24 protein-coding genes and 1 riboswitch are annotated in these 26,335 nt (G+C 70.9%); of the genes, 9 read left to right on the top strand and 15 right to left on the bottom strand.

The features are described 5' to 3' along the window. Positions 1-17 precede the first annotated feature (17 nt). From IE267_RS09985 to IE267_RS09975, 3 genes are all read left to right on the top strand, one after another. On the top strand, positions 18-293 hold the full coding sequence (locus tag IE267_RS09985) for a polyprenyl synthetase (RefSeq protein ID WP_167160686.1): 276 nt from the start codon (positions 18-20) through the stop codon (positions 291-293). Then, complete coding sequence (locus tag IE267_RS09980) at positions 286-1,338, top strand: polyprenyl synthetase family protein (protein ID WP_189762873.1); 1,053 nt, start codon at positions 286-288, stop codon at positions 1,336-1,338. Before IE267_RS09985 ends, IE267_RS09980 begins: the two co-directional genes overlap by 8 nt. An 81-nt stretch (positions 1,339-1,419) precedes the next feature. Continuing rightward, a complete protein-coding gene (locus tag IE267_RS09975; protein WP_189762872.1) occupies positions 1,420-2,583 on the top strand; it encodes an oxygenase MpaB family protein in 1,164 nt (387 codons plus the stop codon). A gap of 93 nt (positions 2,584-2,676) precedes the next feature. Here IE267_RS09975 and IE267_RS09970 read toward each other — a convergent pair whose 3' ends face one another. Beyond that, positions 2,677-3,642, bottom strand: coding sequence for an SMP-30/gluconolactonase/LRE family protein (locus IE267_RS09970; protein ID WP_167160692.1), 966 nt, complete (start codon positions 3,640-3,642; stop codon positions 2,677-2,679). A gap of 342 nt (positions 3,643-3,984) precedes the next feature. Here IE267_RS09970 and IE267_RS09965 point away from each other — a divergent pair, with 342 nt between their 5' ends. Beyond that, positions 3,985-4,842 (top strand): SigB/SigF/SigG family RNA polymerase sigma factor, encoded by an 858-nt coding sequence (locus tag IE267_RS09965; RefSeq protein WP_161249320.1) that lies wholly within the window; start codon positions 3,985-3,987, stop codon positions 4,840-4,842. 278 nt (positions 4,843-5,120) lie between these two features. On the opposite strand, the gene IE267_RS09960 is transcribed toward IE267_RS09965, so the two are convergent. Beyond that, on the bottom strand, positions 5,121-5,282 hold the full coding sequence (locus IE267_RS09960; RefSeq protein ID WP_167160694.1) for a hydrophobic protein: 162 nt from the start codon (positions 5,280-5,282) through the stop codon (positions 5,121-5,123). Between the two features lie 241 nt (positions 5,283-5,523). On the opposite strand from IE267_RS09960, the gene IE267_RS09955 reads away from it, so the two are divergent. Continuing rightward, positions 5,524-5,697, top strand: coding sequence for a CsbD family protein (locus IE267_RS09955; protein ID WP_100573672.1), 174 nt, complete (start codon positions 5,524-5,526; stop codon positions 5,695-5,697). Between the two features lie 387 nt (positions 5,698-6,084). On the opposite strand, the gene IE267_RS09950 is transcribed toward IE267_RS09955, so the two are convergent. Together IE267_RS09950 and IE267_RS09945 are read right to left on the bottom strand one after the other, a co-directional pair. Continuing rightward, positions 6,085-6,273 (bottom strand): hypothetical protein, encoded by a 189-nt coding sequence (locus tag IE267_RS09950; protein WP_167160696.1) that lies wholly within the window; start codon positions 6,271-6,273, stop codon positions 6,085-6,087. A gap of 252 nt (positions 6,274-6,525) precedes the next feature. Then, a complete protein-coding gene (locus tag IE267_RS09945) occupies positions 6,526-6,882 on the bottom strand; it encodes a VOC family protein (RefSeq protein ID WP_189762871.1) in 357 nt (118 codons plus the stop codon). 520 nt (positions 6,883-7,402) lie between these two features. Here IE267_RS09945 and IE267_RS09940 point away from each other — a divergent pair. Beyond that, on the top strand, positions 7,403-9,343 hold the full coding sequence (locus tag IE267_RS09940; RefSeq protein ID WP_189762870.1) for a hypothetical protein: 1,941 nt from the start codon (positions 7,403-7,405) through the stop codon (positions 9,341-9,343). A 201-nt stretch (positions 9,344-9,544) separates the two neighbouring features. Continuing rightward, the gene (locus IE267_RS09935; RefSeq protein WP_167160702.1) at positions 9,545-10,414 is read left to right on the top strand and encodes an MBL fold metallo-hydrolase; all 870 of its coding nucleotides are present in this window, start codon (positions 9,545-9,547) and stop codon (positions 10,412-10,414) included. A gap of 154 nt (positions 10,415-10,568) precedes the next feature. On the opposite strand, the gene IE267_RS09930 is transcribed toward IE267_RS09935, so the two are convergent. The 3 genes from IE267_RS09930 to aceA all read right to left on the bottom strand — a co-directional run bounded on the left by IE267_RS09930 (position 10,569) and on the right by aceA (position 14,431). Beyond that, on the bottom strand, positions 10,569-11,438 hold the full coding sequence (locus tag IE267_RS09930; protein WP_189762869.1) for a 3-hydroxybutyryl-CoA dehydrogenase: 870 nt from the start codon (positions 11,436-11,438) through the stop codon (positions 10,569-10,571). Continuing rightward, complete coding sequence (gene aceB / locus IE267_RS09925) at positions 11,435-13,027, bottom strand: malate synthase A (protein ID WP_189762868.1); 1,593 nt, start codon at positions 13,025-13,027, stop codon at positions 11,435-11,437. The genes IE267_RS09930 and aceB overlap by 4 nt, the downstream gene beginning before the upstream one ends. Positions 13,028-13,141: 114 nt before the next feature. Then, positions 13,142-14,431, bottom strand: coding sequence for an isocitrate lyase (aceA, locus tag IE267_RS09920; RefSeq protein ID WP_167160707.1), 1,290 nt, complete (start codon positions 14,429-14,431; stop codon positions 13,142-13,144). A gap of 402 nt (positions 14,432-14,833) precedes the next feature. Between aceA and IE267_RS09915 the strand changes: the two genes are divergently transcribed. Next, complete coding sequence (locus IE267_RS09915; RefSeq protein ID WP_189762867.1) at positions 14,834-16,252, top strand: short-chain fatty acyl-CoA regulator family protein; 1,419 nt, start codon at positions 14,834-14,836, stop codon at positions 16,250-16,252. Between the two features lie 59 nt (positions 16,253-16,311). Here IE267_RS09915 and IE267_RS09910 read toward each other — a convergent pair whose 3' ends face one another. From IE267_RS09910 to IE267_RS09895, 4 genes are all read right to left on the bottom strand, one after another. Continuing rightward, on the bottom strand, positions 16,312-16,923 hold the full coding sequence (locus tag IE267_RS09910) for an anaerobic ribonucleoside-triphosphate reductase activating protein (RefSeq protein WP_189762866.1): 612 nt from the start codon (positions 16,921-16,923) through the stop codon (positions 16,312-16,314). After that, entirely contained in the window at positions 16,920-18,707 is a 1,788-nt protein-coding gene (locus IE267_RS09905) for a ribonucleoside triphosphate reductase (RefSeq protein WP_229860915.1), read from the bottom strand. The genes IE267_RS09910 and IE267_RS09905 overlap by 4 nt, the downstream gene beginning before the upstream one ends. Positions 18,708-18,751: 44 nt before the next feature. Further along, positions 18,752-18,935: riboswitch (cobalamin riboswitch) on the bottom strand. A gap of 202 nt (positions 18,936-19,137) precedes the next feature. Continuing rightward, a complete protein-coding gene (locus tag IE267_RS09900; protein ID WP_189762865.1) occupies positions 19,138-19,800 on the bottom strand; it encodes an SDR family oxidoreductase in 663 nt (220 codons plus the stop codon). 117 nt (positions 19,801-19,917) lie between these two features. After that, on the bottom strand, positions 19,918-20,379 hold the full coding sequence (locus IE267_RS09895; RefSeq protein WP_167160713.1) for a hypothetical protein: 462 nt from the start codon (positions 20,377-20,379) through the stop codon (positions 19,918-19,920). Between the two features lie 535 nt (positions 20,380-20,914). On the opposite strand from IE267_RS09895, the gene IE267_RS09890 reads away from it, so the two are divergent. Then, the gene (locus IE267_RS09890; protein WP_167160715.1) at positions 20,915-21,745 is read left to right on the top strand and encodes a DUF2382 domain-containing protein; all 831 of its coding nucleotides are present in this window, start codon (positions 20,915-20,917) and stop codon (positions 21,743-21,745) included. 426 nt (positions 21,746-22,171) lie between these two features. Here the strand turns inward: IE267_RS09890 and IE267_RS09885 are convergent, their stop codons facing one another. The 4 genes from IE267_RS09885 to IE267_RS09870 all read right to left on the bottom strand — a co-directional run bounded on the left by IE267_RS09885 (position 22,172) and on the right by IE267_RS09870 (position 26,309). Further along, positions 22,172-22,918: a class I SAM-dependent methyltransferase gene (locus tag IE267_RS09885; RefSeq protein ID WP_189762864.1), complete on the bottom strand. Its 747-nt coding sequence runs from the start codon at positions 22,916-22,918 to the stop codon at positions 22,172-22,174. Positions 22,919-23,095: 177 nt separating this feature from the next. After that, positions 23,096-23,464: a PRC-barrel domain-containing protein gene (locus tag IE267_RS09880; RefSeq protein WP_167160719.1), complete on the bottom strand. Its 369-nt coding sequence runs from the start codon at positions 23,462-23,464 to the stop codon at positions 23,096-23,098. Between the two features lie 200 nt (positions 23,465-23,664). After that, positions 23,665-23,925: a hypothetical protein gene (locus tag IE267_RS09875; RefSeq protein WP_167160721.1), complete on the bottom strand. Its 261-nt coding sequence runs from the start codon at positions 23,923-23,925 to the stop codon at positions 23,665-23,667. Between the two features lie 176 nt (positions 23,926-24,101). Beyond that, positions 24,102-26,309, bottom strand: a complete 2,208-nt coding sequence (locus tag IE267_RS09870; protein WP_189762863.1) for a S1 family peptidase — start codon at positions 26,307-26,309, stop codon at positions 24,102-24,104. Between the last annotated feature and the right edge of the window lie 26 nt (positions 26,310-26,335).

Genomic DNA, 26,335 nt, shown 5'->3' with positions numbered 1-26,335 from the left:
GGGTGAGGGGAAAAGCCATGACAGGGGAAGCGGGACGACGTGAGGGCCTGGACGAGCAGGCCGTTCTCTTGGCGGCGGGAATCGCCGACTTGGCGGTGAGCACCCTGGGCTCGGCCCTCGGGGTCGTGCGGGGACTGCTGCGCCGCTCGGACACCGCTGAGATGGCGGCGGACGCCGAGCACGATCTGCTGGCGCGCGGCCGTCTGGTGGTGGACCGGTACGCCGCCGCGCCGCCGGCCCACCTGGAGGTGCTCGCCCGGCACGCCCTGGCTCGGCGGGCCGGCGATGTCTGACCGGTGGGAGCCGGCCGCCTTCAAGGCCCGCGTCGACGAGGTGCTGCGGCATTTCGTGGCCGCGGAGGCCGACGAGCTGTCGGCCATCGACCCCCTGCTCGGCCCGGTGGCCGGCCAGTTGGAGGCGGCGGTCGCCGACGGCAAACGGCTGCGGTCGGCGTTCTGCTACTGGGGCTGGCGCGCGGTGGGGCAGCCGGACAGTGACGCGCTGGTGCGGGCGGCGGCCTCGATGGAGCTGGTGCATGCCGCGGCGGTGGTGCACGACGACCTCATCGACGACAGCCCATTGCGGCACGGCCGGCCCTCGGCACACATCGCGTTACGCGGTGCCGTACGCCGTCGGCCGCGTGCCGTCGCGGCCGCCAGATCACTCGCGATGCTGGTGGGGGACCTGCTGATGTCACTCGCCGGGCAGCTCTTCGCCACCAGCGGACTGCCCGCCGCCTATCTGGCGCGGGCCCGCCCGCTGTGGTCGCTGCTCGCCCGGGAACTGATCGCGGGCGAGTGCCTGGAGATCCTGCGCACCGGGGCCCCTCCGGACATCTCGGCCTCGCTGAAGGTGATCCGGTACAAGACCGCCAAATACACCGTCGAACAGCCCCTATTGATCGGCGCGGCCCTTGCCGGGGCCGGCGAGCGGCTGCGGCAGGGCTACTCCGCGTACGGGCTTCCGCTGGGGGAGGCCTTCCAGCTGCGCGACGATCTGCTGGGCCTGTTCGGCGACCCGGAACGCACGGGCAAGGCCAACTCCGACGACGTGCGCGGCCACCGGCCCACCGCCCTGCTGGCCGAGACGTGGCGCCTGGCCGACGCGGGTGAACGGGAGCGGCTCGGCTCGCTTCTCGGCCGCCGTGATCTGGACGAGGAAGGTCTCACCGAGGTCCGCGCGGTGATGCGCAGCCTGAAGGCCCCCGAACGCATCGAGCTGATGATCGGCGAGCGGGTCGACGAGGCCCTCACCGTGCTGGGGACGCTGAACGCCCCCGCGCCCGCCACCGCCGCCCTCACCGCGCTGGCACGGTCCGCCGCGATCCGTCTGTCCTGACCCGCACCGCGGGTTCCTGTGTGCTGCCCGGCGGCGGACCGCGCCTGCCGTCGACGACCGTGAAGGACGAGGAGACCTGTCATGACCTACACCGAGGCATCGATGGACGCCCTGCGGCAGGCCGGAGACGAACTCGCCGACGCCACCGTCGCAACGCTCTTCCAGCGGGGCGAGGTGGGCAAGTTCAACACCCTGATGCGGTACGTCTCCACCGTCGGCGCGCCCTTGCCGGACGGGCTGCCCGATGTGGCGCGGGAGTACCTCCAAGTCACCAGCGCGCCGCCGCCCTGGGTGGACTGGGGCGAGATGGAGCGCGCCCGCCTGTTCTTCATCGACAACAACGTGCACATCTCCACCGCCCTGTCCTTCGCCTCCATGCCCGCGTGTTACGTCGTACCGCACGTGGCGAAACTCCTCTCGGCCACGCACGGGCTCAAGTACCCCTCCAAGCGGATGGCGGAGACCGGGCAGTTCACCGTCTACCTGATGCAGCCCGACGCCTTCGAGGCGGGCAGCCGGTTCATCCCCGCCGCGCAGAAGGTCCGCCTCCTGCACGCCTCCATCCGCCACCACCTCAAGCGGGAGAACCGTTGGGACACCGAGACGCTCGGCACCCCGATCTGCCAGGAGGACATGATCGGCGGGCAGATGTTCTTCTCCCTGCTCGTCCTGGACAGTCTGCACCGCCTCGGCATCCACATGTCCACGGAAGGAGCCGAGGCGTACTACTACGCCTGGCGCGTGGTCGGCGCGATGCTCGGCGTCGACCAGGAGGCCGTCCCCAAGTCGCTTGAGGAAGCACGCGAGTTCCTCGATCTTTACATGGTGCGGCACATGGCACCCTCCGACGAGGGCGCCGAGCTGACCCGGCAGCTCATCGACCTCTACGAGGAGATCGTGCCCGGCACCTTCTTCGACCCGATCGTCTCCGCGCTCATCCGCCACCTCGTCGGCGACACCTGCGCGGACTGGCTCCAGGTGCCGCGCACCCGCTGGGACACCGTCGTCAAGGCGGTGCCGCACCTCCTCGGCGTACTGGAGACGATCGAGGACCGCTCCCCGCTCGGAGCCTGGGCGCTCGACCGCATCGGCCACCTCACCGCCGTCCTCGAACTGTCCTCGCTCACCCGGGGCCGCGTCATGCACTACGCCATCCCGGAGCAGCTCAAGAAGGACTTCGGCGTCGCCGGAGCAGTGGCCCGCACCCACCGGTGGACGCCGCCCACCGCCACGGTCCCCTCCTGACCGGCCGATCCGCTCATCGCCCCGGTTCCTTCCCGGCCGGCCGACCCGCCCCCGCGCGGACGGGCGTGGGCGGGAGCGGGCCGCTCCGGGCGTCTACCGGATGTCGCACCAGGCGATCGCGTCCTCCACCAGGCTGCCCAAGACCAGTCGCCCGTCCCGCTCGGCCACACCCGTGGCCATGCGGAACTGCCGTCCCGTGTCCGCCAGTTGACGTATCCCGCGGCCCCGAACGTCGACCTCCACCACACCGGCGGCGTGCGCGGGCAGCGGTGGCAGCAGCCGGAGTGCGGCGGCCGCCGCCCGGCGCACCGGCGGCGCGGTCCGGTGGAGCCAGTCCAGGGGCGGTGTGCGGGGACCGGCGAGCGCGACCCAGAACCCGCCGTCCGGACTGCGGGACATGTTGTCGGGGAAGCCCGGCAGGTCCCGTGCGAACGTGTCGTGACGGCCTGCTTCGGCACCGGTCAGCCACCACCGGGTGAGCCGGCGCGCTCCGGTCTCGGCCACCGCGACGAACGACTCGTCGGGGGCGAGAGCCACCCCGTTGGCGAACTGCAGCCCGTCCAGGAGGACCTCGGGCTCCCCGCCCGGGGTTAGACGGACGAGCAGGCCTGTCGGGCGGTGCTCCACGATGTCGCTCGGCCAGTCGGCGAGGCCGTACCGGCGGCTGGACACCGTGAAGTAGACGGTGCCGTCGGACGCCGCCACCGCGTTGCTGCAGAACCGCAGCGGTTGCCCGGCCACCGAGTCGGCCAGCACGTCGAACCCGGCCGTGCCGTCGGGATCGAAGCGGAGCAGGCCTCGTTGGGCGTCGCACACCAGCAGCCGTCCGTCGGCGAGGACGTCGAGCCCGAGCGGTCGCCCGCCGGTGCGGCCGATCTCCACGAGGTCGGCGGGTCCGCCGGGACGCCCGGGCAGCTCGATCCGCAGGAGGCGGCCGTCCCCGAGCCCCGTGAGCACCCGGCCCGCGTGATCGAAGACGACGTCCTCGGGGCCGGTGCCGTCGAGCTCGATGCGGTGCAGCCTCGGCAGCGGGGCCGGGGCGGGGCGCCGAGGGCTCATGCGCCACCCCTGGCGAGGCGGGTTCCGGTGGGAGTCGGCATGGCGGCCCTTCTCATCGCGGACAGGTGTCCAAGCTTCGCGCGTATCGTTCCGGGGACTCCGGGGCCCGTGTGATCCGGCGGCGCGAGTGCGTCCGCCTGGTACGGCCCCCGGCACGGGTGACCGTTCCCGCGCGCCGAAAACCCATGGCTGGGCGGTGGACACGGCCTCGGCGGGACCGCCGGGAAACGGGTCCGAATCTCGTGCGAATGGATCGGTGAGTTCGGGGCAGACGCGAAACGAATGTTATTTGTACGGGGGACGAGGAGGGGAGTGGCTGTGACTGCCGTAGCGACTGCGACGATGAGGACCGCCGAGCCGGAGACCGGACACGAGGTGCGGGTGCTTCCGGTGATCGAGGACCCGGCGCGCGTGGCTCCTCGCGATGCGCGGGCGCTGTCCCGGCAGTTCTTCGAGCGCCTCGCGGTCCTTGAGGAGGGCACGGCCGAGTACCAGTACGCGCGGAACACCCTGATCGAGATGAACATGTCCCTCGTGCGGTTCGCCGCTCGTCGCTTCCGTAATTTCGCGGACGAGATGGAGGACGTGGTCCAGGTCGGCATGATCGGCCTGATCAAGGCGATCGACCGCTTCGAGCTCTCCCGCGAGACCGAGTTCGCGACCTTCGCGGTGCCGTACATCGTCGGCGAGATGAAGCGCTTCTTCCGTGACACCACCTGGGCCGTCCACGTGCCGCGACGCCTCCAGGAGCGCCGCAGTGAGCTGGCCCGGGCCCGCGAGGAGCTCGAGAGCCGTCTGGACCGCTCGCCCACCGTCAAGGAACTCGCCGCCCTCATGGACCTCAGCGAGGACGAGGTCGTCGAGGCGCAGATGGCGGCCAACGGTTACAACTCCGCCTCCCTGGACGCCGCGCTCTCGGGCGACGAGGAGAGCGGGGAAGCGGCCCTGGCGGACTTCATCGGTGCCGAGGACCCGGCGATGGACCTGGTGGAGAACTTCCAGAGCCTCGCCCCGCTGATGGCGGAACTCTCCGACCGGGAGCGCCTGTTGCTGCAGCTGCGCTTCGGCGAGGAGCTCACCCAGAGCCAGATCGGTGAAGAGCTGGGCGTTTCCCAGATGCAGGTTTCCCGGCTTCTGTCGCGTACCGTCGCCAAGCTCCGCGCCGGAATGTTCGAGACCGCCACGGGCGCAACTGCCTGAAGTGCCGTCCGGGACAGTGCGATCCAGGACAACCGGACGTTGAACGAATGAGGAAAAGGAAGTCGACCGGGCTTTGAATTCAGGCCAGTCCTGATTCATCCCGTCGGCTTCCTTTTTCGTCTCCCGTCGGCATCGATGCCGACGGCATACGGCAGCCGAAGGTATACGACAGAAGACGTACGCCAAATGACAGAGAACAAGGGCCGGAGACCTGCTCAAGGTCCGGCCCTTGTCCTATGTCTGCTGTCCTATGTCTGCGTGGTCTGCGTGCCGCTCGGCTACCAGCGGTACCAGCGGGAGCTGCCGCCCCTGGGGCGGGCGACGAAACCGACGAGCCACAGGACCAGGACCACGATGGCCACCCACCAAAGGATCTTGAGGGCAAAGCCCGCGCCGAAAAGGATCAGGGCGAGCAGCAGCACGAGAAGAAGGGGAACCATGGCTTTCAACCTCCAGTCCACCGCGTGCCCGGAAGACACCCGTCACGCACTCGAATCGGCTTGATACATATTCCCTGGCTCAAGCGCCCGAATCGCCTCGCCCTCCGGAATTCTGGCGCAATCCCGTACGCTGGGAGAAGGCGGTGGACTTCCTTTGGGTCTCTGCGGTTTGGATCGGCCGAATGCGGCGAGGAGTACTGCTGTCGCAGTTTGACGTCGATTTGTGGGAGTGGTGGTTGTTGTGTCCGGTGAGGAAAAGGGCAAGTCGAAGGTCGAGCAGGCCAAGGGCAAGGTCAAGGAGGCCGCTGGCCGCGCCGTGGGCAACGAGCGCCTTGAGGCCGAGGGCCGCGGCGAGCAGGCCAAGGGTGACGCCCGCCAGGCCAAGGAAAAGATCAAGGACGTCTTCAAGCACTGAGCGCACTGGCACTCGACGCGCTGACCGAGCGGGTCAGGGCGCGAGGGCGAGGCCGGCCGGCTGATTCGGTCGGCCCCGCCCTCGTCCTCGTGCGTCCTCGTGTCGCGTCCGTGGCGGCACCCCGGACGCGATCGTTCTTGGGACGGGCTTGGGACGGGCGCGGGACAGAGGCGGCGGCAACGCCTACGTCGCCCCGTACGGCCGACGCAGAGCCAGTGCGAGGCGGCCCCTGCGACCCCAGGTCACCTGGAAAAGCACGAACAAGGTGAAGATCGCGGTGGACGGCCTCGCGGGCTCCGATGCCGCCGATTTCTTCGATGAACATGTCAGGCAGATGCGGTCCATCACGCCTCCGGAGGGCGGGCACGCCCTCGATGCCGAATACCGTCAGGCGGGCTCGACGGCTTGCATGAGGCGCTGGAAGGCCGACATGCAGGGCAGACAGTGGTGGTCGGTCTGAGTGTCCTCGACGGGGTCGAGGGGCTGGCCGCACAAGGTGGCGCGCTGGTCGTGGGCGACGACGTGCCACACCCGGCGGGTGCCGGTCACGGCCGTGCCGACGTGCATTTCGTACATGGCGGTCCTCCTACGGGGGAGAGCACTTCACACCACCACCCCTGAGGGGCCCACGCCTGTTCAGGACGCTATTCGGGTGAATCCGGAGCCGCCGCGATTAGGATGCGGACACCGGTCCCTGACGCCGCCTCGCACCGCCGTCCGCGGCCCGGGACCCGGGGCGCCTGCTCGGGGTCTCGGGGTGGCTCTCCGAGGTCCCCAGGGCCTCCAGCCCCTTCGGGGTCTCCAAGCCCTCCAGGGTCTCCGCGGCCGTCACGCGTCGCCGTGGAATCCGATGTTGATCACGTTGCCGTCCGGCGCCCGGACGAAGAAGCGACGGTGGCCCCACGGCTCCGTGGTCAGCGGATGCACGATCTCGAACCCGAGCCGCCGCGCCTCGGCGAAAGCGCCTTCGACGTCATCGGTCAGGACGGAAATGACCGAGTCCTCGGGCGCCGTCGCGTCGTGCGTCACGAGCTGGACGCTCGCCGCGGAATCGGGCGATGTGCAGCGGGCCACCCATGTCAGATCGAACTCCTCGGTGCTCAGGCCGAGGTAGTCCCGGTAGAAACTCTTGGCCGTCGCGATGTCGGCCACCGGAAGATTGGCCATGATGTGCGTGGTACGCATGCGGTCCTCCCGCTCGTAGGAGAGACGGGCGACGGCGGATCGCGGTGACACGGGCCGACGTGGGCGCGCGCACCGACCGCCGTCGGCCTGTTCTGGCTCGCGATGATTCCGTACCCGACAGGACGGGGGAGTGGCGTTCCGCCGTGGCGCGGGCGCGCGGGCCCCCGCATGGCCGTCAGAACACCACCGTGCCCCACCGGTTGAAGCTCACGTCGCTCCCGCTCGGCCCGCACTGCGCATGCGCGTTCGCGGGTGGCGGGCTCTCGTCTCGCGGGGGTCGGGCGCCGGCCTCCTCTGGTGGGGAGGAACAACGCTTCGTCACGCGCGGGCCTTTGATCGGATGAGCGCACTCTTCCATGGAAGGGGGAACGAGCGACTGCCCCGGGAGGATGCGCGAGGCGCGTACGGCGCCCGGAAGGCACCCGCACGCCCCCAAGAGGCGCTCGCGGTGTGACTGTCATCCGATTCGCTCGTTTGAAGGGCAAAGCCACAACGTCCGCCCCGGAGAAGGTGTTCCACCATGTCAGCCCCACAACGCGAGCGTCACCCCCGTCCTGCCGGTCCGGTGCCCGCGCTCGGCCAGGCGGAGGCGACGCTCGTCGAGCACTACCCCCGGCTCGTCCGGCTGGCCTACCTCATCCTTCCGCCCCGGCTCGGCCGTCATCGGCGCGTGCTCGCCGCGCACGGCGTGGTACAGAACGCGCTGCCCGCCCGGCCGACGCCGATCAAGAAGGGCCGGGTGCCCGCGCCGCGCGGCGACCGGGCGCCGGCCCTCGGCTGGATCGTGCGCCGCGTGGTGGGCGCGGCCCTTTCCTACGAGCACGGTGCCGCCCGCTGGCGCCGGGCCGTGCGGCCCGCGCTGCCCGCCGTGTGGGGGCTGAGGCTGACACCCCGTATCGGCGGTGCGGACGAACTGGCCCTGGAGCAGCAGTTGGCGACCGTACCGGCAGGGGTCCGGGCGGCCTTCGTGCTGCAGCACCTGGAGGGGTACGCCTCGGACACCGCCGCCGAGCTGCTGACGGCGGCCGGAGTCCCGGACCCGCAGGCCGCGCTGCGCGCTGCCAAGGCCCTGGGCCCGCAGGACGACGGCACCCGGGCGGGGCTGCTGCTCGACTCCGTCGAGTTCGACCCGTGCACCGTGCAGGCCCGGCCCACGGACCTGTTGCGCCGTCGCCATTGGCGGCGCTGGGGGGCGGCTGCCGCTCTCCTCGTAGCGGTGATGCTCACGGTGGGCCAGAGCGCCAAGGACCCGGCGTCGCCGCATCCCACCACCCCCTCGGCCGTCGGCGTCGCGATGGTCGACCCGGGGGCCGTGGGGCGCGCGCCGGGCACGGCCTGGCAGTCGAGCTCGCGCATCGACTTCACGGTCTGGCCCGCGCGCGGCAGCCTGGTCGACGACCGGGCCCTGCTGGGGCGCGCGCTCCGTGCCTGGGCGCGGCCGGGCACCGCTGTCCAGGTGTCGGCCGCGCCCAGGACCGGGACGGGACCGACGGCCGCGTCGCCCCAACTCCTGTACGCGGGAAGGGTGGACGACGCCGACGTGGTCCTCCTGTACGACGGCGAGCGGGTCGTGCGCTACGCGGAAACCACCGGGCAGCCGGCCGAACTCGCCTTCTCGCGCGCCGACAACGCCGATGTCACCACGGCGGCCGCGCTCGTCCTCAGCCGGACCGGGAGCCGGACACGCTTCCTGTTCGCCCCCTGGGTGGCCGAATCCACCACGCGCGACCTGCTCGCCCCCGACAGCCCGGCCCGCGCATTGCACGTCGGCGACGACGGCGTCAGTGACGCGGTGGCTCGCCCCGACCTCACCGGGCCCTGCTCCAACTGGCCCGCCCTGCAGCTGCGTTCGTCCGAGCGCATCGCCGAGAAGCACGCCTTCCTGCTCACCGACCTCGGTGACCTGTCACCCGTCCACCTCACCTACACGCCGCCGCCCGGCGGCGGCGTCCCGGCCCGTCAGCCCCGCGAGGCCACGAGCACGGCGGCGCTGGTGAGCTGGTCCCACACGGCCTGTACGTTGCGGTCCGCGGTGGGGGGCGGCGTACGGTCGGTCAACAACTGGGTCTTCGCAGAACAGCAGTTGCCGGAGAACGCGGGCCAGGCGGAGTGGCTGTGTTCGAGGGCAGACACCTGGAACGGTCCGGGCCGGGCCGTCGTACGGTTCCAGCCGCCCACGACGGCGGCGCGCGAGCCCGGCACCCTGATCGCCGACGCGCGGGACACCTCGTACTGCAGCCGTTTCAACCAGCACATCCTGGCCGACGCCCGCTGGAGCGCTCCCTCGGGCGCCACCTACCTCCTGGCCGCGGGAAGCCGCGCCGTCACGCGGATCACCGTGACGGGCCAGGTGCGCGCCGACACGACCGGCACGACCCTCGCCGTGAAGGCGCCCCCGGGCCAGTCGGCGGAAATCGGCGCGGTGCTCAGCACGGGAAGGACGCTCGGCGCTGTTCATTGAGGCGGTCCGGAGCGGCATCCCGCCGAGGTCGCGCAGAGCAGCACCTCGCCGCAATCGCAAGCGGACGGCCATGTGCGATATGGCCGGTCGCGTGTGCATGCTTGGCCACGCGACCACTGCAATCAGCAAGCGAGGTAGGGGAGTTGGCGGACCGGTGACGGCCCGTGTCCCGCTCGCCCCCTCTGTCGAAGGAGCACTGCCATGGACGACTGGTACGTGGACGACCGTTGCACCAACTGCGATGTCGCCCGCCAGTTCGCGCCCGAGCTGATCGGCGAGACCGGAGGGAAGTCGCAGATCCTGCGCCCGCCCAGCGGTGCGGAGGAGACACGGCGCCTGCACGCCGCCGTCTTCGCCTGCCCGACACGTTCGATCCGGCCCAGGTCCGGGCGGGCGGACCAGAGCCGCGACCCGTTTCCGATGGAGTTGGACGACGGTCTGTGGATCTGCGGGCACAATTCCCGGCACACCGCCGGGGCCAACTCCTACCTCCTGCTGCGGCCCACCGGCACGGCGATGATGATCGACACCCCGCGCTGGAGCGCCGAACTCGCCGATCGATACGCGGCGTCGGGGCCGGTGACGGACGTCCTGCTGACACACCGGGACCATGCCGCACACGGCAGGAGTTACGCCGACCATTTCGGCGCCCGCCTGTGGATCCACGAGGGAGACCTCGATGCGGCCCCGGACGCCGACTGTGTGATCCGGGGGATCGACCCCGTGGAGATCGCCGAGGGGGTGACCGTCCACCCGCTGCCCGGCCACACCCGGGGGAGCGTGCTCTACCTCGCGGACGACAGGTACTGCTTCAGCGGTGACAGCTTCTACTGGTCGCGGGCCACCGGGGACCTGGAGGTGGCGGACAGCGTCACCTGGTACTCCATCGAGGAGCAGGCCGTTTCACTGGCGAGGACGGCCGAGCGGCTCCGCTTCGAGTGGGTGTTGCCGGGCCACGGCGACCGCCACCGGCTGCCCGCCGACGAGATGTCCCGCCGGCTGCGCGCGCTGACGGAACGCACCCGGCTGCTCGAACCCCGGCCGGTCGACTTCACCGCCGTCCGCTGGTGACGGTGACGGTGGTGCGGGCGAGGGGGCGAGGGGGCGAGGAGGCGTGGCGGTGCAAGGCGTGGACGAGTGAGGCGTGGAACGGATCTCCCAATCCGTTCCACGCCCCTCTCCGCAGCGGCCGCCGGCCCTCCGTCCGGCGGCCGACCCGGGCCCCTCAGCCCCGGTCGTAGAGGTGGAACCCGCGGCCGCTCTTGCGGCCGAGCAGCCCTGCCTCCACCATGCGCTGCAGCAAGGGCGGCGGGGCGTAGAGGGGTTCCTTGAACTCTTCGTAGAGGGATTCCGCGATGGCGGCGACCGTGTCCAGGCCGATCAGATCGGCCAGCTTCAGCGGGCCCATCGGGTGGGCGCAGCCCAGCTCCATGGCAGCGTCCACATCGGCCGGGGTGGCGAAGCCGGACTCCGTCATGCGGATCGCCGACAGGAGGTAGGGCACGAGGAGCGCGTTGACGACGAACCCCGCCCGGTCCTGGGAACGTACGACCGTCTTGCCCAGGGTGTGCTCGGCGAAGGCCGCCACGGCATCGGTCGTCCGCGCCGTGGTGTGCAGCGAGGACACGATCTCGACCAGCGGCAGCACCGGTACGGGGTTGAAGAAGTGCAGCCCCAGGACGCGGTCGGCGCGCCGGGTGGCCATGCCCAGGCGCATGACGGGGATGGAGGACGTGTTGGTGGCGAGGATCGCGTCCGGGTCTTCGACGATCTTGTCGAGGCGGGCGAAGACCTCTGTCTTGACCGCGGTGTTCTCGACGACGGCCTCGATGACGAGCTGGCGGTCGGCCAGGTCGTCGAGACTGCCGGTGAAGACCATGCGGGCCAGTGTGTCCTCGGCCGCACCGCGGCCCAACTTGCCTCGCTGCACGGCCCGTTCGAGCGAGACGGCGATCCGCTCGCGTGCGGCCCTGGCGGCGAACGCGTCGGCCTCGCAGACCACGGTGTCCAGTCCCGCGCGGGCGCACACTTCGGCGATCCCGGCGCCCATCTGACCGCCGCCCACCACGGCGATCCGGCTGATGGCTGTGGTCATGACTGTCCCTCCGGGCGGTGCACGAGGTGGCGGGTGTAGGCATCGGTGGTGAAGAAGTCCGGCAACTCCGCTGCCAGAGCCGTGCGTTCGAAGAGCTCGCGCAGTGAGTCGATCGCCGCGCGGGGCAACTCGGCTTCGAGACGGGCGAGTTCGCCCTCCATGAGCTTCAGGACCGTCGGGCGTCCGACGACCCGTTGTCTGAGCCACTGCCAGATCTGCACCCGCGCGATCTCGGCGGTGGCGGCGTCCGCCATCAGCCCGTCGAGGGCGACGGTTCCCCGGCCGTCCAGCCAGGCGGCGAAGTAGCGCAGGGCGACGACCACATTGGTCCGGACGCCCTCGGGGGTGGGCGGGGCGCTGGTGCGGCGCACGGAGACGAGCTGGGCGGCCGTGACCTCGACGTCGCCGCGGGTGCGTTCGATCTGGTGCGGGCGGGCGCCGAGGACGCCGTCGAAGGCCTCGCGGCAGACGGTGACGAGGGCGGGATGGGCGACCGAGGAGCCGTCGAAGCCGTCCTCTGCCTCGCGTTCCTTGTCGAGCCGGACCGTGGCCAGAGCGGCCCGGTGGGCGTCGGCGTCCTGGCCGGGCAGCTGGGCGGCCGCGCCGCCGATGGCGTGGGCACCCCGCTTGTGGCAGGTGTGCACCAGGAGTTCGGTGCAGGCCCGCAGGAACGGGGCGGTCATGGTGACCTTCGCGCGGTCCGGCAGCAGGAAGTCGGTGCGGTGACCGAAGGTCTTGATGAGGCTGAAGAGGTAGTCCCACCGGCCCGCGGTGAGCCCCGAGCTGTGCTCGCGCAGTTCGTAGAGGATCTCCTCCATGGCGACCGCCGCCGTGATGGTCTCGATCAGGACGCCGGCGCGGACGGTGCCGCGGGGAATGCCCAGGCGCTCCTGGGCGAAGACGAAGATGTCGTTCCACAGGCGGGCCTCGTCACGGCTCTCCAGCTTCGGCAGACAGAAGTACGGCCCGTGCCCGGCGTCGATCTGCCGCTGGGCACAGTGGAAGAAGTAGAGCCCGAAGTCCACGAGGGAGGCGGGTGCCGGGCGGCCGTCGAATTCCAGGTGCTCCTCGGTGAGGTGCCAGCCCCGCGGGCGTACGGCGATGGTGGCGAGCTGCCGGCCCAGCCGGTACCGCTTTCCGGCGGGCGTGGTGAAGTCGATCCTGCGCTCGATGGCGTCGAGCAGGCTGAGCTGGCCGTCGACGATGTTGTCCCAGGTGGGCGAGGTGGCGTCCTCGAAGTCCGCCGTCCACACCTGGGCGCCCGAGTTGAGGGCGTCGACCGTCGTGGCGCGGTCCGGCGGGCCGGTGATCTCCACCCGGCGGTCGGTCAGGCCGGGCGCGGGCGGCGCCACCTTCCAGGACCCGTCCGCGCGGATGGCGGCCGTGGCGACGGAGAAGCCGAACGGTGAGCCGGAGGCGAGCCGGGACGCCACTCGCTTGCGCTCCCGCAGGATGTGCAGGCGGCGGTCGCCGAACTCGTCGACGAGGAGGCCGAGGAACTCAAGGGCCTCGGGGGTGAGGATCTCGTCGTGGCGGTGTCCCGGAGCGCCGAGGACCCGGGCACGGACGGTCGGGGCGGAGATGGTCATGCGGGTCTCCTCAGCGGGAGGGGCGGGGGCCGGACGGAGACGGTCGGTCGTGCGGCCCCCGCCGGGACACGGGGATGGCGGGGTGCGGGGCAGGAGGAGCGGGGCGCGCCGGTCCTAGTGGAACTGCTCCTCCTCGGTGGACCCCGTCAGGGCCGTGGTGGAGGAGGCCGGGTTGATGGCCGTGGACACCTGGTCGAAGTAGCCGGTGCCGACCTCGCGCTGGTGCTTCACGGCGGTGAAGCCGTGCTCCTGGGCGGCGAACTCCCGCTCCTGCAGGTCGACGTAGGCGGTCATGCCGTGCTCGGCGTAGCCGCGGGCCAGGTCGAACATGCCGTGGTTGAGGGAGTGGAAGCCGGCCAGGGTGATGAACTGGAAGCGGTAGCCCATGGAGGCCAGTTCGCGCTGGAACTTGGCGATCTGGTCGTCGTCCAGGGACGCCTTCCAGTTGAAGGACGGCGAGCAGTTGTAGGCCAGCATCTGGTCCGGGTGCTCGGCGTGAACGGCCTCGGCGAACTCACGGGCCTGCGCCAGGTCCGGGGTGCCCGTCTCGACCCAGATGAGGTCGGCGTAGGGGGCGTAGGCGAGGCCGCGGGCGATGACGGGAGCCATGCCGTTGCGCACCCGGTAGAAGCCCTCCGCGGTGCGCTCGCCGGTCACGAACCGCGCGTCGCGCTCGTCCACGTCGCTGGTGAGCAGGTTGGCGGCCAACGCGTCGGTGCGGGCGACGATCAGCGTGGGAACGTCGGCGATGTCGGCGGCGAGGCGCGCCGCGTTCAGGGTCCGGATGTGCTGGGAGGTGGGGACGAGCACCTTGCCGCCGAGGTGGCCGCACTTCTTCTCCGAGGCGAGCTGGTCCTCGTAGTGGATGCCGGCGGCGCCGGCCGTGATCATCGCCTTGGTCAGCTCGAAGGCGTTGAGCGGGCCGCCGAACCCGGCCTCGGCGTCGGCGACGATCGGAGCCAGCCAGTCGGTGGTGTCCGTGCCGCCCTCGGCGGTGGCGATCTGGTCGGCGCGCAGCAGCGCGTTGTTGATCCGGCGCACCACCTGGGGAACGGAGTTGGCCGGGTAGAGGCTCTGGTCGGGGTAGGTGTGTCCGGCCTGGTTGGCGTCTGCGGCCACCTGCCAGCCGGACAGGTAGATAGCCTGGAGACCGGCCTTCACCTGCTGGACGGCCTGCCCGCCGGTGAGCGCGCCGAGGGCGTGGATGTAGTCCTGCTCGTGGAGCTGGCGCCACAGCCGCTCGGCGCCGCGCCGGGCGAGGGTGGCCTCCTCACGGACGCTGCCGGAGAGCCGCACCACGTCCTCGGCGCTGTAGGTGCGCTCGATCCCCTTCCACCGGGGGTCGCTCGCCCACCGCTGGGCCAGTTCCGCGGCCGCCGCTGTCGTCGTGTCTGCCTGTGCCATGACCGTCTCCCGATGAGTCGTGAACCGCGCTGCGTGACTGCTTCGTGAACTGTGCTGCGTGAACTGTGCGAAGGTTCGGCACGGGGTGCCGTGACGATGTGGGGTCGCGGCCCGTCGCTCTCCTGATCGGCAATCCGAGCAATGGTGCAGAGCCGGGGGGCGGAGTCGGGATCTCCGACGTCAGGGCATTCATCGGCGCCCGGACTTCCGCTCCACCCGACGGAGTCCGACGGGCCGCGTTACGACTCTGACACTGGCACCGAGTGCCAACAAGCTGGGAACGATGCCAAGTTCTGCGCATCTTTCCCCCGCACTTTGCCAAGGTTGCCAAGGCTCCGAGCGGAACCCGGGCGGCTACGATCGCGGGCAGTGCCGACGATCGTGACCACACGGGAGCCACGGGTGAGCAAGACGTACGCGGGGGCGCGGCTGCGCCGGCTGCGGGAGGAACGGCGGATGAGCCAGGCCGACCTGGCCCGAACGCTCGGCATCTCGCCGAGTTATCTGAACCAGATGGAGCACGACTCGCGCCCGCTGACCGTGCCCGTACTGCTACGCCTGACCGAGGCATTCGGCGTCGACCCGGGTTTCTTCTCGGAGCGCGATACCAGCCGCCTGGTCGCCGATCTGCGGGACGCCCTCACCGGAGAGGTCTCCGTGGGCCGCGTGTCCGCCTCCGACCTCGCGGACCTCGCCGCGCGCATGCCCGCGGTGGCCTCGGTCCTCATCGAACTGGGCCGCCGCAACCAGCACTTGACCGAGCAGCTCGCCGAAGTGGCGGAGGGCAGGGGGCTCGGCGCCGTGGCACAGCCGCGCTCGCCGCACGAGGAGATCCGTGAGTTCTTCTACCGGCGGCAGAACTACCTCCACGACATCGACCTCGCCGCGGAGGACCTGGCCGCCGAGACCGGCATACGGCCCGGGGAGGTCCTGCGCGCTCTTTCCGCACGCCTCGGTGAACGGCACGGGGTACGGACGGCGACGGACTCCGAGCGGCTCCTGCACCACTACGACCCCGTCGCGCGCGTCCTGCACCTCTCCGGCCGGTTGCGCCCGGGCCAGCAGGCGTTCCGGATGGCGACCCAACTCGCCCTGCTGGAGCACGCGGAGGGGATGTCCGCGCTGGCGTCGGAGGACTTCGACGAGGCCTCCGCCGCATGGCCGCTCGCCCGGATCGGCATCGCCAACTACTTCGCCGCCGCGCTGATCCTGCCCTACCGCCGTTTCCACGCGGCCGCCGAGGAGTCCCGCTACGACATCGAGCGGCTCACCGACCACTTCGGGCTCGGGTACGAGACGATCTGCCACCGTCTGAGCACCTTGCAGCGCCCCCGGCTGCGCGGGGTTCCCTTCTCCTTCGTACGGGTCGACCGGGCCGGCAACATGTCCAAACGCCAGTCCGCCACGGCCTTCCACTTCTCGCGGGCCGGCGGCACCTGCCCGCTGTGGAACGTGTACGAGGCGTTCGCGGCGCCCGGCCGCATCCACGTCCAGGTCGCCGCGATGCCGGACGGCCAGCGCTACCTGTGGACCGCCCGGGCGGTCTCCCGGCACCGGGGCGGCTGGGGCGAGCCGGGCAAGACCTTCGCCATCGGCCTCGGCTGCGAACTCCGGCACGCCTCACGGCTGGTGTACTCCGACGGCCTCGACCTGGACAATACCTCCGCAGCCGTCCCCATCGGCATGGGATGCCGGCTGTGCGAGCGCACCGACTGCCCTCAGCGTGCCGTTCCACCACTGGACCGGCGCCTCGCGATTGACGAGAACAGCAGCACGTTCGTCCCCTACCCGGTGGCGGACTCCTCATCGGCCGGCCGTTGAAGGCACCACGCTCTTCTGGAAGTCGGCTGCGCCACCGTCCGAGTGGCGCAGCCGACCGATCAACGTCCCCCTGCCACCGGTGACATGAACCTCGCCGGCGTCGTCACATGGCCTCGCACACCCTGCGCCGCCACCCACCGCTCCAGCTCCGCGACGTCCGCCCGGTCGAGCAGGTCCGGATCGATCGTGGTGCGGATCTGGTGCGGCAGGCCGGCGTCGAGGAGCAGCCGCAGGCTGCGGGTTGCCGGGGCCGCGCTGTTGGGGACGCCCGTCACCTTCTCGTACGCCGCCGGGGCGGCCTTCACGTCGAAGCCGACCCAGTCGAGCAGCCCCGCCGAAAGGAGCTGTGCGAAGCGGCGCGGGTAGGCGCCGCCGGTGTGCAGGCCGGTGGCGAAGCCGAGCGCGCGGGCCTCGCGCAGCGCGTCCGCCAGGCTCGGCTGGAGCAGCGGTTCGCCGCCCGAGAACACGATGCCGTCCAAGAGGCCACGGCGGCGGGCGAGATGGGACGTCACTGTCCGCCAGGACACCACGGGAGCGGAACGGGGCGGGAGCAGTGCGGGGTTGTGGCAGTAGCCGCACCGCCATGGGCACCCCTGGCAGAACACGGTGGTGACCAGGCGGCCCGGCCAGTCGCAGCTGGAGAGCCGCGACCAGCCGCCGATCCGTATCACGCCACCGTCCCCGCGCCTTCGCGGAAGGGGACGCGCTCGGCGTGCTCGCCCTTCTTGCCGATGTTGAAGGAGGTGACCGGCCGGTGATAGCCCATGACGCGCGTCCACACTTCACAACTGACTGCACAATGCGGGCAGTTGAGGTGTTCGCCCGCCAGGTATCCGTGCGTGCCGCAGATCGAGAACGTCGGTGTCACCGTCAGATACGGCAGCGAGAACCGTTCGAGGGAACGGCGTACGAGATTGCGGCACGCCTCCCCGGTGGAGATCCGCTCCGCCATGTAGAGGTGCAGGACCGTGCCGCCCGTGTACTTGCCCTGCAACTCGTCCTGCATCTCCAGCGCCGCGAAGGGGTCGTCGGTCCAACCGACCGGCAACTGCGAGGAGTTGGTGTAGTAGGGATGCTCGTCCGAGCCGGCCTGCAGGATGCCAGGGAAGCGCCTGCGGTCCTCCTTCGCGAACCGGTATGTCGTGCCCTCGGCCGGCGTCGCCTCCAGGTTGTAGAGGTGACCGGTCCGCTCCTGGAACTCGACCATCCTGGCCCGCACGTGGTCGAGCAGCCGCACGGCCAGGCCGTGTCCCTCGGCGGTGGTGATGTCATGGGCGTCGCGAGTGAAGTTGCGGATCATCTCGTTGATCCCGTTCACGCCGATGGTGGAGAAGTGGTTGCGCAACGTTCCGAGGTAGCGCTTGGTGTACGGGTAGAGCCCGCCGTCGATCAGGTCCTGGACGGTGGCCCGTTTGATCTCCAGGCTGGTGCGGGCGAGGTCGAGGAGCCGGTCGAGCGCGGCGAACAGGCCGCTCTCGTCTCCGGCGTGGACGTGGCCGAGCCGGGCGCAGTTGAGGGTGACGACGCCGAGGGAACCAGTTTGTTCCGCGCTGCCGAACAGCCCGTTGCCGCGCTTGAGCAGCTCGGTCAGGTCCAGTTGGAGCCGGCAGCACATGGAACGGATCTGGTTCGGCTGGAGGTCGGAGTTGATGAAGTTCTGGAAGTACGGAAGCCCGTACTTCGCCGTCATCGCGAACAGCCGCTCGGCGTTCTCGCTCTCCCAGGGAAAGTCCCGGGTGATGTTGTAGGTGGGGATGGGAAAGGTGAACACCCGCCCGGTGGCGTCGCCTTCGGCCATCACCTCGATGTACGCGCGGTTGATCAGGTCCATTTCGGCCTGGAGGTCCCCGTAGCGGAAGTCCATCTCCACGCCGCCGATCACGGGCACCTGATCCCGCAGATCGGCCGGGCAGGTCCAGTCGAAGGTGAGGTTGGTGAACGGGGTCTGGGTGCCCCAGCGGGAGGGCACGTTGAGGTTGTGCACCATCTCCTGGACACACTGCCTGACCTCGTCGTACGCCATCGTCCCCGTGCGGACGAACGGCGCCATGTACGTGTCGAAGGAGCTGAAGGCCTGGGCACCGGCCCACTCGTTCTGCAGGGTGCCGAGGAAGTTCACGATCTGGCCCGCGGCGGAGGAGAAGTGCCGCGGCGGCCCCGAGTCGATCTGGCCGGGTACCCCGTTGAACCCCTCGGTGAGCAGGGTGCGCAGCGACCAGCCCGCGCAGTAGCCCGCGAGCATGTCGAGGTCGTGGATGTGGATGTCGCCTTCGCGATGGGCGCGCCCGACGGCCTCCGGATACACCTGATCCAGCCAGTAGTTGGCGATGACCTTCCCCGCGGCGTTGAGGATCAGGCCGCCGAGCGAATAGCCCTGATTGGCATTGGCGTTCACTCGCCAGTCGCTGCGGTCCAGATATTCGGTCACGGAATCGACGGCGTCGACAACAGTCACGTCGGCCCTCCCACGAGGCGTCGGAACGTCCTCCGGGCGTGAGTACGCGCGGAGATGCGCCGGCAGGTATCGGACTCGTGGATTCGTGCGGGGACGGATGCGCAGGCACCCGGCCGTCCTTCCCACTCACCGTTGCGGGGCAGTCCCGGATTCCCACCGGGTTCCCTCTTGCCTCGACGGACGGCAGCAGCCGCAGCCGTCCGTCGAACCGGCAGACAAAACACTACATCTGCGATGTGGTGCGACACGCTGACACAAGATGTTGTGTGACCATGGTCCCGCCTACGGGCCGCATCGACGGGACTTCCGTCCTGTCGGGCAGAGGGGCAGAGGGGCAGAGGCGGGGGTGAGGACGGCGGTGAGTTTGCGGTCGACGGGGCAGGTCGGTCGTCGACGGGGTCGGGTCGGGCGTCGTCGGGCGCCGCCCGGCTCAGGCGGTGAGCGAGGCAACCGCCTTGTCCACCGGGACACTTCCGCCGATCAGCTCCAGCGTGCGCCCAGCCGTTCCGGGCTCACTGAGGAGCGCCGCAAGCACGGAGGCGACGTCGTCGCGGGGGATCGCCCCGCCTCCGGTCGACTCGGCGAGGGTGACCAGGCCCGTGCCCTGCCCGTTGGTGAGCCGGCCCGGGCGCAGGATCGTCCAGTCGAGCCCGGCCCGCGCTTGGACATCCGCGTCTGCCACGGCCTTGGCGTGGAGGTAGGCGGCGAAGACGGAGTCGGAGCCGCGGGGCTCGGGCGCGTTCCGGGCGCCCAGGGCCGACACGACGAGGAAGCGCCGTACCCCGGCGGCCTCGGCGGCGTCCGCGAACAGGGAACAGGCAGCACGGTCCACGGTGTCCTTGCGGGCCACTCCGCTGCCCGGCCCCGCGCCGGCCGCGAACACGGCCGCGTCGGTGGCTTCCATGCGGGACGCGAGTTCGTCGAGGGACACGGACTCCAGGTCGCACACGACGGGCTCGGCGCCCGCCGCCAGCAGATCGCCTGCCTGCTCCGCCCTGCGGATGATCCCCGCGACCTCGTCTCCGCGTGCGTGCAGCAGCCGTTCGAGCCGCAGCGCGATCTGACCATGACCACCAGCGATGACAATGCGCATGTCATCGACCCTATGTGCCGAGTCCGGCCCACGCCGGGAAATCGCCGATCCCGCACTTCCCCGGTCTGCCCCGCCCCGGCCGTGCCGACCCGGGGGCGGGTCGGCTGACGCGCCGGGTCACCCCGTGCCGAGCTGCTGCCGGCAGGCTCGTACAACCGAGGGATCGAAACCGGTGCCCTTGGCCCAGGCGCAGACCTGACCGGGGTCGAAACGGGCCCGGGGTGGCGCGGGACGGTGGTGCGGCGGTGGGGCCGCGGGGGCGCGGTGCCGGGCGGCGGTGCGGCCGTGGGCAGGGGTGCGGTGTGCCGAGTCCCCGGCCTCGGCGGGGCGCGGGCGTTCCGGAACGGTTCCTCCCGGCGGCCGGATGCTGCCCGTGCCATGGGTGGTGGGTGCCGCGTCGCCGATCGGCGCCAGGGCTTCGCGGGCGGGCGGCTGCTCGGGCCGGGGCGTCACGGCAGTGAGACGGCCCCCTTCCGGGTCGAGCCGTCCGCCGGGTGTGCCGGACTTGGCGGCGACCGAGACGCAGCCGGTGGCGAGCAGTCCGGCGCACACGACGAGCAGCAGACGGGGCCGCCCCATCAGGACTTCTCGCCACGGGCCGTCGCCGCTGCCGCGTGCGCCAGGCGCGCTGCGGGGCGCGGCTTTGGCGTCCGCCGGGCGACAGGGAGGGCCGGAGCCGCCGTCATGGTGGTTGTCCTGGCACGCGTGCGCATGAATTACCCCTCTTCGAAGGTCTTCCCGTACTGGCCGTACTGGGTGATCTTCGTAGCGGGGAGTCGAGACGGAAGTCGAGCCGAGCGTGGGCCGGTTCATCCCTGAGCGTGAGAAACGTGATCATCGCACCGGGTGTCCGGCACGGTTGGGCACGGGCCCGGGCTGATCGGCATCCGTGTTGGGGCGCCGCATCCGAGGAGGCGTGTTCACACGGACGGCGTAATTCGTGCGGCGGCCCTCGACGGGCTCGGCCGGGCGCGGCGCCTGGGATGCGCGGTGTTGTGGACGGGGTGGTTGCGGTGGCCGTGGCGGGTGGGGTGTGGCGGGGTGGGAGCGAGGGCCGCGGCTCCGAAGCAGGATGCCGCCCGGCTCGTCCCCCGACAGGTCAGGAGTGATCCGCATGAGTACCGGTGACATGTTCAACCGCCCCGAGGGTCTCAAGGGCTTGGTGGCTTACGACCCGGATGGAGAGAAGATCGGCGGTGTCGAACAGGTCTACCTGGACGACGGCTCGGGCCGCCCGGAGTGGGTCACGGTCAAGACCGGGCTGTTCGGCACCAAGGAGTCGTTCGTGCCGCTGGCCGGCGCCCGCCGTGACGGCGACGCCCTGCACGTCGCGTACGCCAAGAGCGTGGTGAAGGACGCCCCGCGTCTGGACGCCGAGGAGCATCTCGACGCCACGGCGGAGCGTGAGCTGTACAGCCACTACGGCGTTGACGGCGTCGGCAAGAGGACCATGAGGACGCCGGGCCCCGGTGGCGCGGCCGGCAGCGTCGACGTCCCCGGGAACGCGACGGGCACGGACGTCCACGCGCGGTTCGCCGGTGACGAGGACGCCCTGATCCGCTCCGAGGAGCGGCTGCGGGTCGGCACCGAGAACGAAGAGGTGGGCCGGGCGCGGCTGCGCAAGGTCGTCGTCACGGAGGACGTGACCACGACCGTCCCGGTCAGCCATGAGGAGGTTCGCGTGGTGCGCGAGCCGATCCGCGAGGGCGACCGTGTGCGCGCGGACATCGGCGAGGCGGAGACCGAGGTGACCCTCCACGCGGAGCGGCCGGTCGTACGCAAGGAGGCCGTGCCGGTGGAGCGGGTGCGCCTCGAGACGGAGAGGGTCACCGAGCAGAAGGAGGTGTCCGACACCGTCCGCAAGGAAGAGATCCGGTACGACGACGCCACCGGCAAGGACGAGCGCCGACGTGGCGAGGGCGGCCGGGGCGACCGCCGCCGCTGAACCGCATCACCGGCTCCGTTCGTGCGTCTCCCGCCGTCCCGGAACATGGGGCGGCGGGAGAGTGCGTTGCGTCCGCTCGGGGCGCCGATGGCTGCCGCGGCCGGGCATGCGTAGAGGTGGGCAGCGGCGGTGGACAGGGCCGCCCGAGGCTCAGCGGCGATGACGGTTGTGGTGTGGGCTGCGCCAGGTGAGGACGACTGCGAGGGCGACGGGCACGAGGATGAGCGTCGTGAACATCATGAAAGACGCGTGCCCGTGAGTTCGCGCGCTACACGCGCTGTCACCCGTGCGGGACGGTCCGCTGCTGCAACCGCTCCCTTGTTCCACCTGGGTGGATCCCCGTTCCCGGCGCCCTGTCCGGGTGGCACGCGCGCGTTCGGGGGCATCCGCCGGCTGCGCGCGACCCGGCTCCCGACGGGGCGTGTGTCAGGCGCGGCACCGCAGCATTTCGAAGGCCGGGTTGGCGCGGTAGTCCGCCCAGAAGGTGTCCCCGTACGCCTCGATCCCCGCGGGCGACACCGTGGTGGGCACCCAGGTGAGCTCGCTGAACCCCGCCTTGGCCAGAGACGTTTCGAACACCTCGCGGCGTGCGAGGCCCGAAGTGAATGAGATCGGCACGCCCTCCAGGAGAGCGGTGGTCCGCACCCGGGGCCCGGTTTCGTACTCCTCACCCGTCAGCTCGGTGAGGAATCCGTACGGTCGGGGGGAGGGACCGGAGAAGTCGTAGTCCGGCGTCTGGTGGAGCATGAAGAACTCGCCGCCGCTGTTCAGGCTGGCGTGCACCCGGCGGCACAGGAGCTCGAACTCGGCGACCGTTTCGGCGTAGTTGAGCAGCATCACCGCGGTCGCCACGTCGAACGGCTCCCTCGCCGGCGGCAGGTCGGCCACATCGCCGACCTCGTACCGCACCCCCAGAGGGTCCGCCTTCTCGATGCCCAGGGCGGCGGCGATCATCTCGCCGGAGACATCGATGCCGAACACGTCCGCCGCGCCGCGCCTCTTCACCTCACGGCTGTAGAACCCGGTGCCGCAGGCCAGATCGATCACCCTCTTGCCGGTGACGTCTCCGACCAGGCCGAGGAAGCTGGGCGCCTCCACGTACCGGGCCAACGGCAGCGCCTTGAACCCCTCGAACGCCTCGCCGATCCCGTCGTACGTCTCCTGTGTGCTCACCGCACACTCCTCCCGTGATGGTGTCCTGGCTCGAACACCCGGCAGTCTCTCCATACGCGGCAGCGGGCTCGTACTGACAGAAGCTCCAAAGATCCGCCGGGCCGGGGCGGTGGTCGCACGAACGAGGGGCGGCCACCCGGCATGCGGGTGGCCGCCCCTCGCTGTGGTCCGGATCGGTCAGGCGGGCCGGCCGCCGAAGGGCGCGCCGGTGCCGTAATAGGTGCCCAGTTCCGCGTTGTAACCGGAGTTGCCGAGATGCTTGTCCCGGTCGAACTCGGGGGCGTTCTTGATCTGCTCCTTGGTGCGGCCCACGTAGATCTTCTGCTCGTCCGCGTCGATGCGCTCGATCGTGCCGGCGGGCAGGAGGACTTCCTTGCCGAAGATCCACGGGCCGGTGTCGACCACGATGTAGGAGGAATCGATCTCGTCCGAGTGCTTGTCGACCTTGCCGATGGCGCCGTCCGTGGCCTCGACCTTGTAGCCCGTCAGATCGGCACCGGCCAGACGGCCGGACGTCTCGCGGTAACCCCAGATGCTGTCGGACATGAGAACAACCCCTTCATCAATGTGAGCAATTGCTGTATCGGCGGACCCATTTACCCTTTCTCGATCACTGGAGGATCAAAAGGCGGGTACGGATCTCCGCTGAAACTGCAGGTGCCCGCAGATGTCCGTCCCACACGGACCAGCGGCGATTTCCTTTCCGCCCATTCGCGCCCGTGGTGCGCGCGGAAATTGTTTCGCGCTCATCCAGTCGATTCATGGGGCACCGGGTGTTCGGGGCGCTTGCTCCCGGAGTGCGGGGCGCCGCGACGGCCCGTGCCCGCCTCGTCGGTGTCCGGAATTGCGGGATCGGGCCGCTCGTCCCGCGCGCCGGACGCGGGACGGTCCGTCGCTTCCCAGGGGTCGCCGTCGGAACCGGCCTGCTGGTCGGGCAGATCGTGGGGTATCGGCTCGGGCACGGGAGCTCCGGCGTCTCCCGGCCCTTCGGGCCTGCGGTCGCTCATGGTGCGGTACTCGCTTTCGGTCGGCGCTGTGTTCCGCTCCGCGTACCCCGGCGGGCGCGGGTGATTCCGCCCGGAAAACGGCTTCCGGATGCTGTGTCCGGACAACGGGTCGGCCCGGCACCGCGCGTGCGGTGCCGGGCCGACCCGTGGGCGCTCCCCGTTCCCGGGGACGGTGGTCAGCGGACCACGTAGCCGAAGCGGCCGCCGGCGGCCGGGAGGCCTCCCTGGCCGGGCTGGAAGGTGGTGATCGTGGCGTTCGAACCGCCCGCGGTCACGTTGGACAGCGGCAGGGAGTACACCGTGCCGTAGCTGCCCGGGCCGTTCGGCATCCCGACGTACAGGTGGGTGCCGGTGTAGTGGATGCTCTGGCCCAGGCGCTGGTTGGCGCCCGCCGGACCGGGGATGCCGGAGGTGCCGGCCTCGATCCAGCGGTTGTTGGTGCTGGGCGAGCCGAGGAGCGAGAAGGTGGTGATCGCGCCGGCCTTCGCCGTGGTGCCGACCGCCTCGTCGGTGATGCCGACGGCCAGCTTCATGGTCGCGGCGGTGCTCACCGCGCGTGGCGCCGTGTTCACCGCGGCCACCGACTGGCCGAAGCGGTCACCGGCCTCGGACGTGCCGGGCACGGCGTCGGACGCGGTGCCGGAGTAGTAGGTGCTGAGCTGGCTGAACGTGCCGGCCGCGGTGATGCGGAAGGTCTGCACCATGCCGGTGTCGACCTTGCTCACCCCGTCGATGTCCATGTCCTCACCCGGTGAACCGACCGCCAGGATCGACTCGTTGGCGGTGGCCGCGCCCGACGGGCGGTAGCTGACCAGGGCAAGCGACTTGCCGAACTGGTCACCGGGCTCGGCGCCGCCGGAGACGGTGTCCAGGTCCTGGTCGAGGCCGAAGAGCGGGGTGGGACGGCCCTCGGAGTTCAAGGTGTGCGAGAAGACCGCCGCGTTGCCCGCGCCCGCGTCCGTGCCGATGGTCTCGTTGGGAGCGGCGATGACGATGTGCCCGGCGTCGGCCGCGACCGTGCTGCCGAAGCCGTCGTTCGCTTCCACCCCGCCCGGAACCCCGGTGCTGTCCTGGCTGATCGCGATGGCGGTCGTGCCACGGACGTAGAAGGCCATGCCCGCCTTGGCAACCGTGCCGATCGCTTCGCCGGGGGAGCCGATCACGAGGAACGGTTCGCCCGCCGCGGTGGTGCCGGCCGCTATCGACTGGCCGGTACGGTCGCCGGTCTCCGCCGTGGAGGACTTGAACGAGCCGGTGCCCGCGCCCTGTTGGAAGTTGGTGTCCTTGAGCGTGCCGGTCCCGATGCCGCCCGGCGCGCCGTACAGGACGTCGACCATGCCCGCGTCGGTGGCGGTGCCGAGGTCCTCGGACGGGGTGCCGACCACGAGGTCGGTGCAGCCGTCCTCGTTGTAGTCGACGGTGTCCGTCGCCTCGCCGAACCAGTCGCCCGCCTCGGAGCCGCCGTTCACCCAGTCGAGGTCCTGGTTGATCTCGGCGGTGCCCTTGCCGCCGCCGTACACGATGCGGACCACGCCCGCGCCGTCCTTGCCGCCCACGGCGGCCTTCGGGTCGGCGATGGCGGTGTCCTCGACGCCGTCGCAGTTGAAGTCCGTGACGCGCGGGGCGCCCACCTTGGAGTTCACCCACGAACCCAGGTCGTCGACGCGGGCGGCGACCCCGCCGGTGCGCGTCTCGGCCGGGTCGATGGCGAGGCAACCCCCTTGGAAGGACTGGCTGTTGAGGGCGACGAGCAGTGCCGATGCGCCACTGCCCCGGACCACCGGACCGCCGGTGTCACCCATGCAGGCGGCCGTGCCGTCCTTGCCGGTGACCGTGGCCGAGGTGGTCGCCTGGGCGTCCACGGTGTACGTGCCGGTGTGCAGGGCGAGCGGCGCCCATTCGGTCCTGGTGCGGCCGAACCCGGCGAACTTCAGCTCCTCACCGGCGGCGGGGGCGGTGGTGGCCAGGCCGATCGGGGCGACATTGGTGACCGGGCGGTTCAGGCGCGCCAGGACCACGTCGCGGTCGGTGCGCGGAACGAGCTCGACCACCTCGCGGACCGCGCCCGCCGATGAGGACAGGTCACTGCCGCGGCCGACGGTCGCGGTCGTCCTGAGCTTCGGCCGGCCTGCGGGGACGTCGAGCGAGACGGCCGGGTTGTCGGCGAAGCAACTGGCGGCCGTGAGCAGCCACTCGGAGTCGACCAGGACGCCGGAGCACCCGCGGTCGTGGTCGCCGACGACGACCTGTGCGGTGTAGTCGTAGGAGGTGTCTGTGACGGGGGTGCCGATGGCGGCGGACGCGGGCGCGGCGCAGAGCGCGATCGGGCCCACGACGAGTGCCGCGGTGAGCGCGGCGAGGCGAAGGGGTCTGGCGTGTTCCATGACCTTGGTTTCCTTGTGCGAGGTCT

Origin of the sequence: Streptomyces xanthochromogenes, assembly GCF_014650455.1 — a bacterium.
GTDB lineage: Bacteria > Actinomycetota > Actinomycetes > Streptomycetales > Streptomycetaceae > Streptomyces > Streptomyces xanthochromogenes.
The sequence above is the reverse complement of the archived record's forward strand: the minus strand, read 5'-3'. Positions and strand labels throughout refer to the sequence as shown.

Excerpts from the sequence above, each read along its gene's own strand:
- IE267_RS09875 (WP_167160721.1), bottom strand. The coding sequence starts at position 23,925 with ATGAGCGACCGCAGGCCCGAAGGGCCGGGAGACGCCGGAGCTCCCGTG.
- IE267_RS09965 (WP_161249320.1), top strand. The coding sequence starts at position 3,985 with ATGAGGACCGCCGAGCCGGAGACCGGACACGAGGTGCGGGTGCTTCCG.
- IE267_RS09940 (WP_189762870.1), top strand. The coding sequence starts at position 7,403 with ATGTCAGCCCCACAACGCGAGCGTCACCCCCGTCCTGCCGGTCCGGTG.
- IE267_RS09935 (WP_167160702.1), top strand. The coding sequence starts at position 9,545 with ATGGACGACTGGTACGTGGACGACCGTTGCACCAACTGCGATGTCGCC.
- IE267_RS09960 (WP_167160694.1), bottom strand. The coding sequence starts at position 5,282 with ATGGTTCCCCTTCTTCTCGTGCTGCTGCTCGCCCTGATCCTTTTCGGC.
- IE267_RS09950 (WP_167160696.1), bottom strand. The coding sequence starts at position 6,273 with ATGTACGAAATGCACGTCGGCACGGCCGTGACCGGCACCCGCCGGGTG.
- IE267_RS09930 (WP_189762869.1), bottom strand. The coding sequence starts at position 11,438 with ATGACCACAGCCATCAGCCGGATCGCCGTGGTGGGCGGCGGTCAGATG.
- aceA (WP_167160707.1), bottom strand. The coding sequence starts at position 14,431 with ATGGCACAGGCAGACACGACGACAGCGGCGGCCGCGGAACTGGCCCAG.
- IE267_RS09870 (WP_189762863.1), bottom strand. The coding sequence starts at position 26,309 with ATGGAACACGCCAGACCCCTTCGCCTCGCCGCGCTCACCGCGGCACTC.
- IE267_RS09980 (WP_189762873.1), top strand. The coding sequence starts at position 286 with ATGTCTGACCGGTGGGAGCCGGCCGCCTTCAAGGCCCGCGTCGACGAG.
- IE267_RS09890 (WP_167160715.1), top strand. The coding sequence starts at position 20,915 with ATGAGTACCGGTGACATGTTCAACCGCCCCGAGGGTCTCAAGGGCTTG.
- IE267_RS09880 (WP_167160719.1), bottom strand. The coding sequence starts at position 23,464 with ATGTCCGACAGCATCTGGGGTTACCGCGAGACGTCCGGCCGTCTGGCC.
- IE267_RS09970 (WP_167160692.1), bottom strand. The coding sequence starts at position 3,642 with ATGAGCCCTCGGCGCCCCGCCCCGGCCCCGCTGCCGAGGCTGCACCGC.
- IE267_RS09900 (WP_189762865.1), bottom strand. The coding sequence starts at position 19,800 with ATGCGCATTGTCATCGCTGGTGGTCATGGTCAGATCGCGCTGCGGCTC.
- IE267_RS09985 (WP_167160686.1), top strand. The coding sequence starts at position 18 with ATGACAGGGGAAGCGGGACGACGTGAGGGCCTGGACGAGCAGGCCGTT.
- IE267_RS09945 (WP_189762871.1), bottom strand. The coding sequence starts at position 6,882 with ATGCGTACCACGCACATCATGGCCAATCTTCCGGTGGCCGACATCGCG.
- IE267_RS09895 (WP_167160713.1), bottom strand. The coding sequence starts at position 20,379 with ATGGGGCGGCCCCGTCTGCTGCTCGTCGTGTGCGCCGGACTGCTCGCC.
- aceB (WP_189762868.1), bottom strand. The coding sequence starts at position 13,027 with ATGACCATCTCCGCCCCGACCGTCCGTGCCCGGGTCCTCGGCGCTCCG.
- IE267_RS09975 (WP_189762872.1), top strand. The coding sequence starts at position 1,420 with ATGACCTACACCGAGGCATCGATGGACGCCCTGCGGCAGGCCGGAGAC.